The 15750-nt window shown below is 67.5% G+C and carries 15 protein-coding genes; 2 read left to right on the plus strand and 13 right to left on the minus strand.

The window, feature by feature from the left end:
- Positions 1–76 precede the first annotated feature (76 nt).
- The 4 genes from LKE50_08785 to LKE50_08800 all read right to left on the minus strand — a co-directional run bounded on the left by LKE50_08785 (position 77) and on the right by LKE50_08800 (position 5627).
- Positions 77–952 (minus strand): ATP-binding cassette domain-containing protein, encoded by an 876-nt coding sequence (locus LKE50_08785; GenBank protein ID MCH3968682.1) that lies wholly within the window; start codon positions 950–952, stop codon positions 77–79.
- Positions 949–2967 (minus strand): dipeptide/oligopeptide/nickel ABC transporter permease/ATP-binding protein, encoded by a 2019-nt coding sequence (locus LKE50_08790; protein MCH3968683.1) that lies wholly within the window; start codon positions 2965–2967, stop codon positions 949–951. The genes LKE50_08785 and LKE50_08790 overlap by 4 nt, the downstream gene beginning before the upstream one ends.
- A 2-nt stretch (positions 2968–2969) precedes the next feature.
- Positions 2970–3926 (minus strand): ABC transporter permease, encoded by a 957-nt coding sequence (locus LKE50_08795; protein ID MCH3968684.1) that lies wholly within the window; start codon positions 3924–3926, stop codon positions 2970–2972.
- Positions 3927–4034: 108 nt separating this feature from the next.
- Positions 4035–5627: an ABC transporter substrate-binding protein gene (locus tag LKE50_08800; protein MCH3968685.1), complete on the minus strand. Its 1593-nt coding sequence runs from the start codon at positions 5625–5627 to the stop codon at positions 4035–4037.
- Between the two features lie 331 nt (positions 5628–5958).
- On the opposite strand from LKE50_08800, the gene LKE50_08805 reads away from it, so the two are divergent.
- A complete protein-coding gene (locus tag LKE50_08805) occupies positions 5959–6774 on the plus strand; it encodes a PHP domain-containing protein (GenBank protein MCH3968686.1) in 816 nt (271 codons plus the stop codon).
- Positions 6775–6786: 12 nt separating this feature from the next.
- Here the strand turns inward: LKE50_08805 and hisE are convergent, their stop codons facing one another.
- The 9 genes from hisE to hisG are packed head-to-tail and all read right to left on the minus strand — an operon-like array spanning position 6787 to position 14489.
- Positions 6787–7104 (minus strand): phosphoribosyl-ATP diphosphatase, encoded by a 318-nt coding sequence (hisE, locus tag LKE50_08810; protein ID MCH3968687.1) that lies wholly within the window; start codon positions 7102–7104, stop codon positions 6787–6789.
- A gap of 13 nt (positions 7105–7117) precedes the next feature.
- On the minus strand, positions 7118–7522 hold the full coding sequence (hisI, locus tag LKE50_08815; GenBank protein ID MCH3968688.1) for a phosphoribosyl-AMP cyclohydrolase: 405 nt from the start codon (positions 7520–7522) through the stop codon (positions 7118–7120).
- A gap of 9 nt (positions 7523–7531) precedes the next feature.
- A complete protein-coding gene (gene hisF, locus LKE50_08820; protein ID MCH3968689.1) occupies positions 7532–8299 on the minus strand; it encodes an imidazole glycerol phosphate synthase subunit HisF in 768 nt (255 codons plus the stop codon).
- Positions 8289–9074, minus strand: a complete 786-nt coding sequence (locus LKE50_08825) for a 1-(5-phosphoribosyl)-5-[(5-phosphoribosylamino)methylideneamino] imidazole-4-carboxamide isomerase (protein ID MCH3968690.1) — start codon at positions 9072–9074, stop codon at positions 8289–8291. The genes hisF and LKE50_08825 overlap by 11 nt, the downstream gene beginning before the upstream one ends.
- Positions 9071–9727 carry an imidazole glycerol phosphate synthase subunit HisH gene (hisH, locus tag LKE50_08830; protein MCH3968691.1) on the minus strand — a complete coding sequence of 219 codons (657 nt, stop codon included), beginning with the start codon at positions 9725–9727 and terminating at the stop codon, positions 9071–9073. The genes LKE50_08825 and hisH overlap by 4 nt, the downstream gene beginning before the upstream one ends.
- The gene (hisB, locus tag LKE50_08835; protein ID MCH3968692.1) at positions 9727–10314 is read right to left on the minus strand and encodes an imidazoleglycerol-phosphate dehydratase HisB; all 588 of its coding nucleotides are present in this window, start codon (positions 10312–10314) and stop codon (positions 9727–9729) included. The genes hisH and hisB overlap by 1 nt, the downstream gene beginning before the upstream one ends.
- Complete coding sequence (hisC, locus tag LKE50_08840) at positions 10311–11411, minus strand: histidinol-phosphate transaminase (protein MCH3968693.1); 1101 nt, start codon at positions 11409–11411, stop codon at positions 10311–10313. The genes hisB and hisC overlap by 4 nt, the downstream gene beginning before the upstream one ends.
- A 1-nt stretch (position 11412) precedes the next feature.
- The gene (hisD, locus tag LKE50_08845; protein MCH3968694.1) at positions 11413–12825 is read right to left on the minus strand and encodes a histidinol dehydrogenase; all 1413 of its coding nucleotides are present in this window, start codon (positions 12823–12825) and stop codon (positions 11413–11415) included.
- On the minus strand, positions 12822–14489 hold the full coding sequence (gene hisG, locus LKE50_08850; GenBank protein MCH3968695.1) for an ATP phosphoribosyltransferase: 1668 nt from the start codon (positions 14487–14489) through the stop codon (positions 12822–12824). Before hisG ends, hisD begins: the two co-directional genes overlap by 4 nt.
- A gap of 219 nt (positions 14490–14708) precedes the next feature.
- Here hisG and LKE50_08855 point away from each other — a divergent pair, with 219 nt between their 5' ends.
- Positions 14709–15713: a GNAT family N-acetyltransferase gene (locus LKE50_08855; GenBank protein ID MCH3968696.1), complete on the plus strand. Its 1005-nt coding sequence runs from the start codon at positions 14709–14711 to the stop codon at positions 15711–15713.
- Positions 15714–15750 lie beyond the last annotated feature (37 nt).

Raw genomic sequence — 15750 nt, forward strand, 5'->3', positions numbered from 1 at the left:
CCCAGTCCTTTCGGTATGGAATGAGATGGGTTCGGGATAGATGACGGTCAGGACGAACGCGGCTCTGGGGGCGACGTCACGCCTCGTCCTTGCCGAGGTTCGGGTGGAGCAGGGACGGCGCAGCGCCGAGCAGGAGTCGGGTGTAGTCATCCTGGGGGTGCTCGAACACCTGCTTGGATGGCCCCTGCTCGGCGATGAGCCCATCATGCATGACGATGATGTCGTCCGAGATGTAGCGGACGGTCTGGATGTCATGGCTGATGAACACGAGGGCAAGGCCGAGGTCACGCTTGAGGTCGGTGAGCAGGTTCAGGATCTGTGCGCGCACCGACACGTCGAGGGCGCTCGTGGGCTCGTCGGCGATGATGGCATCGGGGCCGACGGCAAGTGCACGGGCGATGGCCACACGCTGACGCTGCCCACCCGAGAGCTGGCCGGGAAGGGCCTCCAGCGAGCTTGCGGGCAGGCCGACCATCGAGATGAGGTCGCGCACGCGGTGCTCCCGCTCGGCGGGGGTGTCGATCTTGTGCACGAGCATGGGATCCATGAGCTGGTCGTGGACGGACATGCGCGCGTTCAGGGCCGTGGCGGGGTCCTGGAACACGACCGAGATGACGCGGCCGATCTTGAGACGCTCGGCTGCCGTGCGCTTGGTGACGTCAGTGCCTTTGAAGAACACCTTGCCCTCGGTGGGAGGCTGCAGGCCACACATGACGTTGGCCGTGGTGGACTTGCCGCAGCCCGACTCGCCGACGATGCCCAGGGTGCGCCCGGGCATGAGCCGGAGCGTCACCCCTTGGACCGCATGGATCAGGTTGGGATGGATGAGGCTTCCCGTACGCGTCTTGAACGTGACATGTACGTCATCGAGGAAGATAATCGGGGTGACACCGTCGATGGTACCGTCGTTCAGCGTGACCGGCAGGTTCGCCTCGGTGGTCGTTCCGCTCATGCCGCACCTCCCTCTGAGTAGGGCTCGAGTCCGGCGGCCTCAAGGTCGGCATCGGGGAGCTCGGCGTAATAGTGGTGTGAACCAGGGATGACCTTGAGCTGCGGGCGTACGTCGAGACCCACGTCGGGGTGGCTCGAGCGCGGGGCGAAGCGGTCGCCCTTGGCGAAGTCGGACGGGCTCGGGACGGTTCCTGGCACCTGATGGAGCCTGCCGGCGCCGCCCTCGATCGAGATGACCGAGCCGAGAAGCCCACGCGTGTACTCGTGGATCGGGTTGCAGAGGAGCTCCCTGGTGGGGGCCTGCTCCACGACCTGTCCGGCGTACATGACGGTGATGCTGTTGGCGACCTCGGCCACCAGGGCCAGGTCGTGGCTCACGAAGAGCATGGCGAAGCCGAGCTTGGCCTGGAGGTCGTTCAGGAGCTTGATGACCTGCTTCTGGACGGTCACGTCGAGGGCCGTGGTAGGCTCGTCGCAGATGACGAGCTTGGGGTCACGCGTGAGCGCCATGGCGATGAGGACGCGCTGGCGCTGGCCGCCCGAGAGCTCATGGGGATAGCTCTCGAGGGTGCGCTTCGGGTCGAGCCCCACGAGCGTGAGGAGCTCCTCGGCGGAGCGCGTGCCGCCGCGGTCGGTGAGCTGCTTCATCTGGTTCTTGATGAGCATCGAGGGGTTGAGCGACGAGAGCGCGTCCTGGTAGACCATGGCCATCTCATGGCCGCGCAGGTCGTTGCGCTGCTTGTCGGTCATCTCGAGCAGGTTCTTGCCACCATAGAGCACCTCTCCCGATATCTCGGCCTTCGAGTCGATGAGGCCCATGATCGTGAGCGCCGTGATCGACTTGCCACAGCCGGACTCGCCGACGAGGCCCATGGTCTGGCCTGGGCGCACGTCGAAGCTCACGTGGTCGACCACGTTGACGTCGCCATGCCTCGGGAACTTGATGCAGAGGTCCTTGACCTCGAGGAGCGGCGGCACTGAGTCGTCGGCCACATGTCGGTCATGGCGGGACTCCTCGACGTCATGGAGCGCCGTGAGGGACTTCTTGAGCGAGGCCGCCTGCGCCTTGTAGGCTGCCACGGGGTTCGCGATGAGACGGTCGGCCTCACGCGTGGCCTCGGGGTCGGCATCCTCGACCGGGGCGTTGGGGGCCGCGACCATGGCATCGGTCACGCCCTCCGAGACGATGTTGAGGCACAGGACCGTCACCATGATGGCGAGGCCGGGGAACATCGCCTGCCACCAGCGACCGGCAAGCACGCCGGCGCGGGCGTCGGAGAGGATGTTGCCCCAGGTGGGCGTGGGCTCCTGGATGCCTGCCGAGATGAACGACAGGGAGGCCTCGAACACGATGGCGTCGGCCACGAGGACGATGACGTAGACCATGATGGGGGCGATGCAGTTGCGCATGACGTGCTTGAAGAGGATCCAGGGCGCACGTGCGCCCGAGACGATGACGGCACGCACATAGTCCTCGCCATACTCGGAGACCACGTTGGCCCGCACGACACGCGTGATCTGCGGGATGTAGAGGAAGCCGATGGCGAACGTGATGGAAGGCAGCGAGTTTCCGAAGACCGACACGAACACGGCGGCCAGGGCGATGCCCGGGAAGCTCATGATGACGTCCATGACACGCATGATGACCTCGGAGATGCCCTTGCGCGTGACCGCCGCGAGGCAGCCGAAGAAGACGCCGAACACGAAGGCCATCGCCGTGGCACCGATGCCGATGACGAGCGAGTAGCGGGCACCGTACATCATGCGTGACAGGACGTCACGTCCCTTGTCGTCGGTGCCGAAGAGGAAGTCGGACGAGGGCGCCTGCCGGGCGACGAAGATCTCGAGCGGGTTGTGAGGTGCGAGGTAGTTCGCGAAGACGGCTATGAGCACGACGGCGATGAGCACGACGAGCGCGATGCGGGAGCCGATGCTCATGGCACGCCACCTGCGGAAGCGCACGTGGCCGGCGTTCTCGACCATCTTGTCAGAGAGGCCCTTTCTCCAGGTAGTCATGGCTACACCGACCTTATCCGCGGGTTGACCAGGATGTAGAGCATGTCAACCACGATGTTGATGACAATGAACGCCAGGGCGACCACGAGGGTCACGCCCTGCACGAGCGTCGGGTAGTTCTCCTGGACGCCCTGCAGGATCGCCATGCCCATGCCGGGGAGGTTGAAGATGACCTCGATGACGACGGCGCCTCCCATGAGGTAGCCGATCCTGAGGCCGAGCACGGTGATGGGCGTGATGAGGGCGTTCCTGAGCACGTTGCGGGACACGACGACGCCCTTGGGCACGCCTGCACCGATGGCGGTGCGGACGTAGTCCTTGTCGAGCTCCTCGACCATCGAGGTCCTGATCACACGCGTGAGCTGGCCGGCGACAGGCACGCCCAGCGCGAAGGCGGGCATGAGCATGCGTCGGAACCACCCGCCTGGGTCAGCCGCGAAGTCCGGGAGCGCGCCAGATGCCGGCAGCAGGTGCAGCGTCGACGAGAGGAGCAGTATGAGCAGCACCGCCAACCAGAACGAGGGTGTGGCTATGCAGGCTATCGAGACCACTCGTATGATCTGGTCGGGCCATCGGTCGCGGTAGAGTGCCGCGAGGGTGCCCAGCACGAACGCGAAGACGACCGCGATGAGCAGCCCCATGAAGGTCAGCTGCATCGTGATCGGGAAGGCGCCTGCGACCTTGTCGGCGACGGAGCTCTCGTTGGCACCGTAGGTGCCGAGGTTGCCCTGGCACATGTTGCCCAGGAAGCTCCCGTAGCGGACGAGCCAGGGGTCATTGAGGCCATGCGTGTCACGATAGGAGGCGAGCGCCTCCTGCGACGCCCCCTCGCCGAGGGCGGAGTACGCAGGGTCAATCTTTGAGAAGGACATCAGGAAGAAGACCAGGAAGGTCACGCCGAGGACCATGATGGGCAGGGCGATGAGCCTTCTCCCGATGAGTCTCAAAAGGTTGTTCACGGCGATCCACTCCTTTCATGTGGTGGTTCCTACAGAGTGCGGGCCCCGTCGCACAGGAATTGCCCGACGGGGCCCGCTTGAGCTACGCCTCGAGGCGCGCGGGCTACGCTACTTGGTGATGCTCCCCACGAGGTCGACACCAGTGGTGCCGATGCCGGAGAAGTTCGAGATCTTGTCCGCGTAGTAGCCGGTCGCGACGGTGCGGTGGAAGAGCGGGTACAGGGGCACCTGCTCGGCCAGGAGGTCGAAGCACTTGTTCCAGGCATCCTGCTGCGCGGTGCCCGTGCCCTCGACGGCCGTCTGCATGTAGCCGTGGAGCTCGGTGTACTTGTCGGAGCCGTTCCACTGCGTGCGCTTCTTGGTCCAGGTGTTGTCGCCGTACCACCAGTTCATGAGGAGGTCGGGGTCGTTGCCGAAGACCGAGGGGTCACCAGGGGCGAGCGCCACGTCGAACGTCGGGCTGTCGACGTCGGTGTAGTTGGCATAGAGCGCGCTCGACGCCATGGAGTTGATGGTGACGGTGAGGCCTGCGGCCTCGAGGTCGTTCTTGATCTGCGGTGCGAGGGCCGTGATCCAGCTGTGGTCGGTGGTGATGAGCTCGACCGCGGCACCTGCGGCGCCACCGGCGGTGAGGAGCTCCTTGGCCTTCGCGGTGTCATAGGTGTAGACCGTGGCGGCCTTGTGGTAGTTGGGGTGGTTCTCGGGCAGGAAGCAGCTCGCGGCCGTGGCCTTGCCGCTCATGGCGTTGGAGATGAGCTTGTCCATGTCGATGGCATAGAAGAACGCCTGGCGGACCTGATAGTTGTCGAACGGGGCCTTCTTGGTGTTGAACATCAGGAACGGGAGGTTGAAGCCCTGGACCTCGTCGACGGTGGCACCGGAGGACTTGACCTGGTCGGCCACGTCTGCGGGAACCGACTCCATGACCATGACCGTGCCCTCGTTCATGGCCGTGGTGCGGGCCGTGTCGTCCTTGATGATGGACCAGTCCATCTCGTTGTCCTTGACCGACACCGAGCCGTTGTAGTTGGTGTTGGGCTTGAAGACGATGGTCTTCTCGTCGATGGAGTCATACATCCAGGGGCCGGAGCCGACGGGCTTGGCCGTGAGGGTCTCGTCGGTGGCGGAGGTGGGGACGACCTTGATGATCGTGAGGCGCTTCTTGATCAGCGTGGGGTCGAAGGCGTAGTTGAGGGTGATGTCGAGCGTCGTGTCGTCGGTCGCCGCGATCTCCTTGATGAAGGAGAGCATCGAGGTGTACAGGCTGCCCTCGGCGGTCGAGCGCTGCCAGGAGCTCACGACGTCGGCAGCGGTGACGCTCGTGCCGTCGGAGTACTTGGCACCGTCGCGAAGGGTGACGGTGTACTCGGTGTCGCTCTTCTTGGTGGGGTCCCCGGAGGCCAGGGCCGCGTACGGCTCCATGGTGTGCATGTCGAACTCATAGAGGCCTTCGACGACGTGCCAGTTGGCACCGAGCGCGAGCGCGGAGGACGTGGTCGAGGGATGGTAGTTCTTGGTCTCGTAGGCGACCGCTGCGGTGAGCGTGCCGCCGCCCTTCGCCTCCGTGGAAGCCGCGGTCGTGTCTGCGGTCGAGCTGGAGCTGGAGCTTCCGCAACCCACGAGGCCGAGTCCTGCAAAGGCTGCCGTGGCACCCGCGAGGCTGAGGAACGTCCTACGAGTCATGCCCTGCTTGTTCTGCATGTCTATCTCCTGTCTGTGTGGCCCCGACAGACGCGGTGCGCCTGCCATATGACAAAACTCGGAACACGTGCATCCTATGATGCGCAGACTGATATGCAGCTATGAAGGGTTTTCTCTCGGCGAGCGGTTCTTCTTTAAGGGCGTACGGTCAAAAGTAGTCTTTTACCAGGTAGTATTAACATTCCTTAGCGGTAAAAGGATATGTCTTTACGTGTATCAATCGCCAATAGAACACGCTCGCAGGCGCACAATCTTCCTTATGCCATACTCAGGGAGGCCCTCGGCGCCCCTGCCGCGGCCATGATCCGCACGAGGTACCCCTGGAGGTCCCATGGCACCCATCGTCGACTGTCACACCCACACGCGCTACTCCGACGGGACCGGTGAGGTCGCCGACATCGTGGGCGCGGCCGCAGCGGCGGGATGCGCGGTCCTGGCCCTCACCGACCACCTCACCCTCCCCCGCACGATGGACCCCACCTGCGAGTGCAGCGTCCCCGAGGCCGACCTCGCCTCGCGCGCCCGTGACATCGACGCGGCCATCGCGACATGCGGCGATGGCACCCCCGAGGTGGTCCATGGCTATGAGTGTGACTGGTACGAGGGGTGCGAGAGGAACATCGCGTCGTGGAGCCGCGGGGCGACCTTCAGGCTCGGGTCCGTCCACTGGGTCGCCGGCGGGTGGATCGACGACCCGTGCGACCGCCACGTCTGGGACGAGCTCGGCTGCGACGAGGTCTGGCGACGCTACGTCGACGCCTGGTGTGCCGCCTGCGAGAGCCCCGCGCGCTTCGACTCGATGGCACACCCCGACCTCGCGCGCCGCTGGGAGCGCGAGGGATATGCCACCACGCTCGACCTCGCCCCCCTCTGGGAGCGCATGGCCACCTGTGCCCATGACACCGGCGTCCACGTCGAGGTGTCGACCGCGGGCCTGCGCAAGTCCGTGGGAGGGTACTACCCCGCCCCCGGCCTGCTCCTGGCATTCCGCCACGCGGAGGTGCCGATCACCGTGGGGTCTGACGCCCACCGTCCCCAGGACGTGTGCTGGGGCATCCGCGACGCCTACGCCTATGCGGCGGCCGCGGGCTACGCCAGCATCGACGCCCCACGGACGCACGGCGGCTGGCAGACGTTCGAGCTGTAGGACCAGCGGCCCCTATCGCATGCGGGCGTTGAGCTCCCCCGCGAGGTCGGCCGTGGTGACGCCATAGCGCTCGAGGGTCACGAGCAGGTGGTAGACCAGGTCGGCGGCCTCGTAGCGGATGTGGTCATGGTCGTCATCCTTGCAGGCCATGATGACCTCGCTCGCCTCCTCGGCAAGCTTCTTCAGCAGCTCGTCCTCCTCGCCGGAAAGGAGCCGGGCCGTGTAGCTCGTCTCGGGGCTCGCCTCCCTGCGACCATGGATCGTCGCGGCAAGGCTGTCGAGCGTCTCGCCGATATCCCCGGGCTCCACGTTGGCGGTTCTCACTCCCATGGGTACTCCCTCCCTAGATGGTGTGGTCGGCAGGAGCGCCGGCCAACGGCAGTTCGCGATAGAAGCAGCTCCTGTGCCCCGTATGGCACGCAGGACCCGGCGAGTCCACGACCACGACGAGCGTGTCGGCGTCACAGTCGACGAGCACGCGGCGCACCTGCTGGAGGTTGCCGCTCGTCGCGCCCTTGTTCCAGAGCTCCTGGCGGGAACGCGACCAGAACCAGGTGGTTCCCGTCGAGAGCGTCCGCGCGAGCGACTCGGCGTTCATCCAGGCGACCATGAGGACCTCGCCCGAGCCCTCCTGCTGCACGACGGCAGGCACGAGCCCCGCCGCGTCATAGGTCACCGGCGTCGAGTCGAGCGTCGCGAGCCCCACGGGCTCGCCCGCATAGGCGCCTCCTGGCGTTCCGTCAACCATGCCTGCCTCCTAGAAGTCGAGCCGCACGGGAATGCCCTGCGATGCCATGTATTCCTTGACCTGGCGGATCGAGTACGTGCCGAAGTGGAAGACGCTCGCCGCGAGCACGGCGTCGGCCTCCCCCTCGATGATGCCCTCCGCGAAGTGCTCAAGGGTCCCCACGCCGCCGCTCGCGATCACCGGGATGGGGACGGCACGGGCCACCGCGCGCGTGAGCGCCAGGTCGAAGCCCTCCTTGGTCCCGTCGCGGTCCATGCTCGTGAGCAGGATCTCGCCGGCGCCGCGACGCGCCGCCTCCTCGGCCCAGGTGACGACATCGATGCCGGTAGGCGTGCGGCCGCCGGCCACATAGACCTCCCAGCGGTCGCCCGGCGCGACATGACGGGCGTCGATGGCCACGATGACGGCCTGGCTCCCGAAGGCGTTCGAGGCCGCCGTGATGAGGCCGGGGTCGGCCACCGCCGCAGAGTTGAGCGAGATCTTGTCGGCGCCTGCCGCCACCATGCGCCGCATGCCGGCAAGGTCATGGAAGCCGCCGCCCACGGTGTAGGGGATCCGCAGGCTCTCGGAGGCACGGCTCGCAAGCTGCACCGTGGTCGCACGGTCGTCCGAGGTGGCGGTGATGTCGAGGAACACGACCTCGTCGGCGCCCTCATGGTCATAGAGGGCGGCGAGCTCGACCGGGTCGCCCGCGTCACGCAGGCCCACGAAGTTGACGCCCTTGACGACACGACCGTCCTTGACGTCCAGGCACGGTATGACCCTCTTAGTGAGCACTGTTGCCTCCCTCGTCCGTGGGAACGTCGCCCTTGGCCTGGCCCCAGGCCGCGGCAAGGGCCTCCTCCAAGGTGAACGCCCCCTCGTAGAGCGCCCTGCCCGTGATGGCTCCCTCGATGACGCCGGGGCCGACGGACGCGAGCGCCGCGATGTCGTCAAGCGAGGCGATGCCGCCCGAGGCCACCACGGGAAACCCCGCGGTGGCAGCCACCGCGCGGTAGGCATCGACGTCGATGCCCGTCTGCATGCCGTCCCGGGCGATGTCGGTGTAGACGAGATGGTTGAAGCCGACCTGCGCGAGCGAGGCCACGAGCTCGTCAACGGTGAGGCCGGCCCCCTCGCGCCAGCCGTTCACGCGGACGCGGCCGTTGCGCCCGGCGACGTCGGCCACGAGCAGCTCGCCGAACCGCTCCTGGGCCTTCTGGGCGAACACCGGGTCACGCACGAGCACCGTGCCCAAGGCGATGCGGAAGGCACCCGCTCGCTCGAGCTCGTCGATGCGTTCGAGCGAGCGCACGCCGCCGCCGACGTCGACTCGGATGCCCTTGACCGCGCAGATGTCACGGATGGCCGCGGCGTTGGCCGCACGCGCGTCCTCGTCCTCCTCGAAGGCGCTCGAGAGGTCCACCACATGCACCCAGGTGGCGCCTCGATGGACGAAGTCCTCGCAGACGGACACGGGGTTGTCGGAGTAGACGTCCATGTGGGAACGGTCGCCGCGCTCGAGGCGGACGACCTTGCCGGCGATGAGGTCGATGGCTGGGAACAGGATCATGCCTGCGCCACCACCCTTGCGAACCCGGCCAGGATGGCCGCCCCCGCACCGGAGCTCTTCTCGGGATGGAACTGGCAGCCGAAGACGTTGCCACGCCACACCACGGAGGGGAAGCTCCTCACATAGTGCGTGCGCGCGACGACCACGTCAGGGTCGCAGTCGGCGTCGACGGCATAGGAGTGCGTGAAGTACATGTTGGTCCCATCCGCGAAGTCCCGGAGCAGTGGGCAGGCACGACCGGCCTGTGTGACGTGGACCTGGTCCCACCCCACATGAGGCACCTTGAGCCGGTCAGAGACGAGCCGTGTGACGGACCCCTCGAGCACGCCGAGGCCCGGGACCCAGCGGTCCGTGGCGGCACCCTGCCCGCTCGTGCGCTCGTCGCCACGCTCGAAGAGGAGCTGGAGTCCCAGGCAGATGCCCAGGAAGGGAACCCCACGCCCGAGCGACGCACGGACGGCGTCCGCCTGGCCGCTCCCGTTCATGAAGTCCATCGCGTCCTCGAACGCGCCGACGCCGGGCAGCACGATGCCGTCGGCCTCGGCGATGTCGGTCGGCGAGTCGGTGACCACGACCTGGGCACCCACCGCCTCGAGGCCACGTTGGACCGAGAGGAGGTTGCCCTTGTGGTAGTCGATGAGCGCGATGGCCATTACAGGGATCCCTTGGTCGAGGGAATGCCCTGGACGCGGGCATCGTCCTCGCACGCGAAGCGCAGGGCGCGGCCGCAGGCCTTGAAGCAGGCCTCGAGGATGTGGTGGGCGTTCTCGCCCGTCACCTCGCGGACGTGGAGCGTGACACCGGCGTCGCGCGCCAGGCCGCAGAAGAACTCATGACCGAGCTGGGTGTCGAACGTGCCTACGAAGTCGGGACCGATGGGGACGTCCCAGAAGAGCTCTCCCCTGCCTGACAGGTCGACGGCGGCCATGACGAGCGCCTCGTCCATGGGGATGGCCACGTCCGAGAAGCGCGTGAGGCCGGCCTTGTCACCCAAGGCCTCGCGGAACGCCTGTCCCATCACGATGCCCACGTCCTCGACGGTGTGATGGGCGTCGACCTCGAGGTCGCCCGTCGCCCTCACCGTGAGGTCAAACAGGCCGTGTCGTCCGAAGGCCGAGAGCATGTGGTCGAAGAAGCCGATGCCTGTCGAGACATCGACCTTGCCCGTGCCGTCGAGGTCGAGCGTGACGGTGATGTCCGTCTCGCCCGTCGTACGGGTCAGAGTGGCGGTCCTGGTCATGACTCCTCCTTTAAGAGGGTTGCGAGCGCATCGAGCAGTGCATCGTCCTCGGCAGGCGTGCCGACGCTGACCCTGAGGCAGTCAGCGAGACCAGGCGTCGCGGAGAAGTCGCGCACGAGAATAGAGTACTCGTCACGCAGCCGCGCGCGTACCTCGGATGCGTGCGGGAGGCGAACGAGCAGGAAGTTTGCAGAGCTGGGCCATACCCGGACCGCGTCGCCGCCTGCGAGGGCGGCCAGACGGGCCGAGAGCCGCTCGCGCTCGGCCACGATGCCCGAGATGGTGGGCGCGAAGGCGTCACGCCTGGCCACGACCGTGGCGGCCACGGCCTGCGTGAGGACGTTCACCGAGTAGGGCTGGCGCACCGCCGCGAGCGCGTCGACCACGTCGGCCGGTGCGAGCAGGTAGCCGCAGCGGATCCCCGCACACGAGAAGGCCTTCGAGAGCGTGTGCAGCACGATGACGTTGTCATAGGTCCCCATGAGCGATGCCGCCGAGGTCCCTTCAGGCGCGAACTCGCCATAGGCCTCGTCCACGAGCACGAGGCCGGGGCAGGCCCGCGCGAGCCGCTCCACGCCGTCAAGCCCGAAGAGGTCCCCCGTGGGGTTGTTGGGCGAGGTCACGACCACGATGTCCGCCGAGGCAGCACCCTCCACGAGGGCATCGACGTCGGGTGCGAGGGTCTCGGCATCACGCGGCACCGAGGCATAGGTGGTACCGACCATCGTGGAGTAGAGCTCATAGACCGAGAAGGACGGCGGGCAGTCGAGCAGCGTCCTGCCAGGGCCACCGAAGGCGAGGAACAGGTCGAACAGCGCCTCGTCCCCGCCGTTCGAGACGAACACGTTCTCCCGGGAGACCCCATGCCAGGCAGCGAGCTCGTCGCGCAGGGCGTTCGACATCGGGTCGGGATAACGGTTGGTGGGCGTCGACGCGAGCGAGGCATCCATGGCCCCGCGCATGCCCTGCGGCAGCGGCCAGGTGTTCTCGTTTGCCGAGAGGTTGATGCGGCAGGGCTTGAAGCCCGGGTCGTATGGCTCGAAGTCGGCGAGCTGGGGCTGCACCAGCGCCCGCACGCGCGGGGAGAGGCCGGCCACCCTACTGCCCTGCCTTGGGCGTCCCGCCCGCGAGGTTGGGGATGCCCGGCTCATCGAGCGTGCGCGGCCAGGCGGTGGAACCGGCATCAGCCACGGCCGCCGCAGGGTCGGCGAACGTGTCGGCCCCCTGCTCCACGAGCTTGCGCCTGAGGCCGACCGACAGGGCATGCGCCCAGAGGCCCTCGGCCTGCGCCAGGGCCTGCACGGCAGGGGCGTCGTTCATGAGGCCCTCGCGGGTGTAGGCGATGACACTCGAGCGCGTGACGAAGTCATAGACCCCGAGGGGGTTCGAGAAGGCCGCGGTGCCACCGGTGGGCAGCGTGTGGTTGGGACCGGCCACGTAGTCGCCGAGCGGCTCGGAGCTCCAGGGGCCCACGAAGATGGCCCCGGCGTTCTGGATGCGGCCGAGGAGCGACATGGCGTCGTCACAGTGCAGCTCGAGGTGCTCGGGCGCGATGACGTTCACGGCATCGACGGCGCAGTCGAGCCCGTCGCAGACGACGCAGGTGCCGTTGTCGGCGAACGACGAGGCCACGATGCTGGCGCGCGGGCTCTGCGCGTTGAGGTCACGGGCGGCCGAGGCCACACGGTCCGGCAGGGTCGCGTCCGTGGTCACGAGGTAGCAGGCCGCCATGGGGTCATGCTCGGCCTGGGCCATGAGGTCGGCAGCAACCACGACGGCATCGGCCGTGGCATCGGCCAGGACGCAGACCTCAGAGGGGCCGGCGACCATGTCGATGCCCACGTCACCCGAGACATGGCGCTTGGCAGCGGCCACATAGGCGTTTCCGGGACCGGTGATCTTGGCGACCGAGGGGATGGACTCCGTGCCGTAGGCGAGCGCGGCGATGGCTTGGGCCCCGCCCACCGCATAGACCTCGTCGACCCCGGCCACGGCAGCAGCGGCGAGCGTATAGGCCGAGAGCGACCCGTCCTTCTGGGGCGGCGTCACCATGACGATGCGCCCCACGCCGGCCACCTTGGCGGGGATGGCATTCATGAGCACGGTCGACGGGTACTGGGCACGACCGCCCGGCACATAGATGCCCACGGAGGCGAGGGGCGTGACCTTCACGCCGAGGATGGTGCCGTCCGGTCGCGTGGTGAACCATGACTGCGAGGCCTCTCGCAGGTGGAAGTCACGGATCTGCTCGTGGGCCTTCTCGAGGGCGGAGAGGAACTCGTCGTCGACCATGGCGAGCGAGCCCTGGACGACCTCGTCCGGCACGCGGAACGCGTCTGGGCAGGCGCCGTCGAACTTGAGGCAGTACGAACGGACGGCCGCGTCGCCGTGGGCACGCACGTCGTCGACGATGGCCGCCGCCGACGTCATGACGTCGGCAGGCAGGGCTCCCGTGCGGGACAGGTCCTGGGACGTGAGCCTCTGGTCCCCAGAAAGGGTGATGGTCCTCATTGCTCCGTGCTCCCTCCTGCGACCTCGGCCAGACGGGAGGCAAGGTCGCGAATGCGTGTGTCACAGCGATAGGCGGCAGGGCCCGCGAAGAAGCGGGCGGTGCACTCCATGACGTCATCGACGATGACGAGGTCGTTCTCTGCGAGCGTGGTCCCCGTGGCCGTGATGTCGACGATGCGGTCGGCCATGCCCACGATGGGTCCCAGCTCGATGTTGCCGTGGAGCGCCAGGATGTCGACCTGCTGGCCGATGCGGTCGTAGTACATCTGCGTGATGCGCGGGTACTTGGTGGCCACGCGCATGGTGCCACGCCAGGCGTAGGCGCGCTCGGCCTGGCCCGCCGCGGAGGCAGGCTCGGCCACGATGAAGCGGCAGCCACCGTAGCGGAGGTCGACGAGCTGGAGCAGGTCGAAGTCCGCCTCTATGAGCGAGTCCGACCCGCAGATGCCGCAGTCCGCGCCGCCGAAGGCGACGAAGGCGGGGGCGTCGGTGGCTCGCACGATCACATACTCGACGTCGCCGGCCGGGATGATGAGCTTGCGACCGGGGTCCTTGAGCCCCTCGACCGGCAGGCCCGCCGCCTCGAGCGTGGCGATGGTGTCCGCGTTGAGCGAGCCCTTGGGGACGGCGATGCGCAGGGGACGTCCTGCCATGCGCACCCCCGGCGTCGGGACGCCGGATCCGCCCTGCTTGCCCAGGACCTCCTCGAGGCGCTCGAGCGAGAGTGCGAAGCCGCAGGCGCAGGTGTCAGGGACGCCCAGGTTGGCGAGAACCGCGTCATAGCGCCCGCCCGAGGCGAGGCTCGCGGCCATGCCCTCGGCATAGGCCTTGAAGACGATGCCCGTGTAGTAGTCGAAGGAGTTGATGATCGAGAAGTCGAAGGACACCTTGTCGGCCGCCGGCGTGGCTGCCAGGCCACAGACGAGATCCTTGAGCTCGCGCGTCCCCCGTGCCGACTCGGCCACGCCCGCACGTGCGAGAAGGGCGTCCAGCTGGTCTATGACGTCCGGCCCCCCATGGAGGCGCGGGATGGCATGGAGCGCCGAGGCGACGTCCGGGGCGAGCCCGGCCTTCTCGATGGTCTCGTCCAAGGCGACGAGGTCGGAGGCGTGCACCAGCGAGAGGACCTGGTCACGGAGGGCCTCGTCGACACCCGAGGCGTCAAGCAGGGCCATGAGCGGACGCACGGACCCCATCACGATGCGCCATCCGGCGACGTCGAGCGCGTCCAGGGTCGTGGCGAGCAGGGAGACGACCTCGCACTCGGCCGAGACGTCCTCGCCGCCGATGAGCTCGACGCCCATCTGGGTGAACTGTCGGGGCTGGCCCTTGAGCGACTCCTGCTCGCGCACGACCGGGGCCTGGTAGCGCAGGCGCTGCGGCTCGTGCGTGATGGCCAGGCGGGTGGCGGCCAGGCGCGCGATGGGCAGCGTGAGGTCGGGGCGGAGCATGAGGAGGCGATCGTCCGAGTCGAAGAGCTGGAAGGGCGAGCCCTTGAGGCGCCCCGCACGAACGAGGACGTCGCGGTCCTCGAGGAGCGGCGTCTCGACGGGGAGGTACCCCTGGGCCGAGAAGGTCGCGCTCACATGGGAGGAGATCTCCTCGCGGGCGAGGGCCTCCTCGGGAAGGATGTCACGGAAACCTCTGGGAGTGCCGTTGATCACGTCTGCCCCTCTCCACTCATGGCACGCATGCCAGCTCAGGTGAGGTCACTTTAGCACACTAAAGTGCTCCTGTTCAACCCGGAGGCGACACAGGCCGACGGCCCGCACGCCCTTACTGCAACGATAGCGCAAAGGGTGGCGTTTCAGGGGATTGCGCAGGAGCGCCGTCACATGCGTGTATGCTTTCAGGGCACGCACCACACCCGTCGAGGAGACCACATGATCAGCGTTGCCAGGATTTCCTTCGAGCAGCTCGAAGACACCGCGGCCCAGCATGACGTCACCCTTCCCATCGAGCAGACCGGCCTCTGGGCCGACTACCAGAAGACCATCCCCGGACGCACCCCCTGGGGATGCGTCTCGCTGACGAGGGACGACGACGTCCTCGCGGTCGCGTCGTTCCACGACTACGAGACCCACGGCTACCACTTCCTCAGGAGCTGCCATGGCCCCGTCTGGCTGGCGGCACCGTCCGAGGCCGATGAGGCCGAGGCGGTCGAGGCGCTGCGCGCGTTCGTGCACGAGGCCGACCATGACCAGGCGTTCATCAGGATGTCGGTCGCGCATGACGTCCCGCAGTGCCGGCCGACCCTCTCCACGGTCCCCTACGACCACACCCTCGTCATCGACCTCGCCGGCGGCGAGGAGGACGTCCTCTCGCGCATGAAGCCGCGAGGCCGACGCGACGTCCGCAAGGCCCTCCGCGAGAGCCCAGCGACCTGCGCCGACGAGACCGACCAGGCAGCGGCCTCGTTCGAGGAGTACTACGACGTCATGCGCGAGACGGGCGAGCGCGACGGCTTCGCCCCCTCCCCCATCTCGGACTACGAGGACATGCTCCGCATACTCGGCCCCGACCACTGCCGCGTCTTCGCCGGGCGCATCGACGGCAAGGTGGTCACCTGGTCGATCGTCACCATCTCGGGCACGCGCGCCGTCCGCTACTACGGGGCCTCGCGCACCGACACCATGCGCTCGCACGTCACCGACAAGCTCGTGCTCTTCGAGTGCGTCTCGCTCGGCGAGCGGGGCTGTGCCGACTATGACATGATGGGCATCGGGAGCGACTTCGCCCCCAGCCTCATGGGACTCAACGAGTTCAAGACCAAGTTCGCGAAGGAGGGCACCATCGAGGTCGCCCCCGATCGCGACATCCCCGTGAGGGACGGCTTCTACACGGCGCTCACCAAGGCGAAGGCGCTCAAGGACAAGCTCGCGCGCTAGCCTGCCACGCACGGCACGCCCAGGCACCGCACATGAC

The organism is Atopobiaceae bacterium (assembly GCA_022483015.1).
Lineage (GTDB): Bacteria > Actinomycetota > Coriobacteriia > Coriobacteriales > Atopobiaceae > JALCUE01.

Excerpts from the sequence above, each read along its gene's own strand:
- LKE50_08785 (MCH3968682.1), bottom strand. The coding sequence starts at position 952 with ATGAGCGGAACGACCACCGAGGCGAACCTGCCGGTCACGCTGAACGAC.
- LKE50_08790 (MCH3968683.1), bottom strand. The coding sequence starts at position 2,967 with ATGACTACCTGGAGAAAGGGCCTCTCTGACAAGATGGTCGAGAACGCC.
- LKE50_08800 (MCH3968685.1), bottom strand. The coding sequence starts at position 5,627 with ATGCAGAACAAGCAGGGCATGACTCGTAGGACGTTCCTCAGCCTCGCG.
- LKE50_08805 (MCH3968686.1), top strand. The coding sequence starts at position 5,959 with ATGGCACCCATCGTCGACTGTCACACCCACACGCGCTACTCCGACGGG.
- hisE (MCH3968687.1), bottom strand. The coding sequence starts at position 7,104 with ATGGGAGTGAGAACCGCCAACGTGGAGCCCGGGGATATCGGCGAGACG.
- hisI (MCH3968688.1), bottom strand. The coding sequence starts at position 7,522 with ATGGTTGACGGAACGCCAGGAGGCGCCTATGCGGGCGAGCCCGTGGGG.
- LKE50_08825 (MCH3968690.1), bottom strand. The coding sequence starts at position 9,074 with ATGATCCTGTTCCCAGCCATCGACCTCATCGCCGGCAAGGTCGTCCGC.
- hisH (MCH3968691.1), bottom strand. The coding sequence starts at position 9,727 with ATGGCCATCGCGCTCATCGACTACCACAAGGGCAACCTCCTCTCGGTC.
- hisB (MCH3968692.1), bottom strand. The coding sequence starts at position 10,314 with ATGACCAGGACCGCCACTCTGACCCGTACGACGGGCGAGACGGACATC.
- hisD (MCH3968694.1), bottom strand. The coding sequence starts at position 12,825 with ATGAGGACCATCACCCTTTCTGGGGACCAGAGGCTCACGTCCCAGGAC.
- LKE50_08855 (MCH3968696.1), top strand. The coding sequence starts at position 14,709 with ATGATCAGCGTTGCCAGGATTTCCTTCGAGCAGCTCGAAGACACCGCG.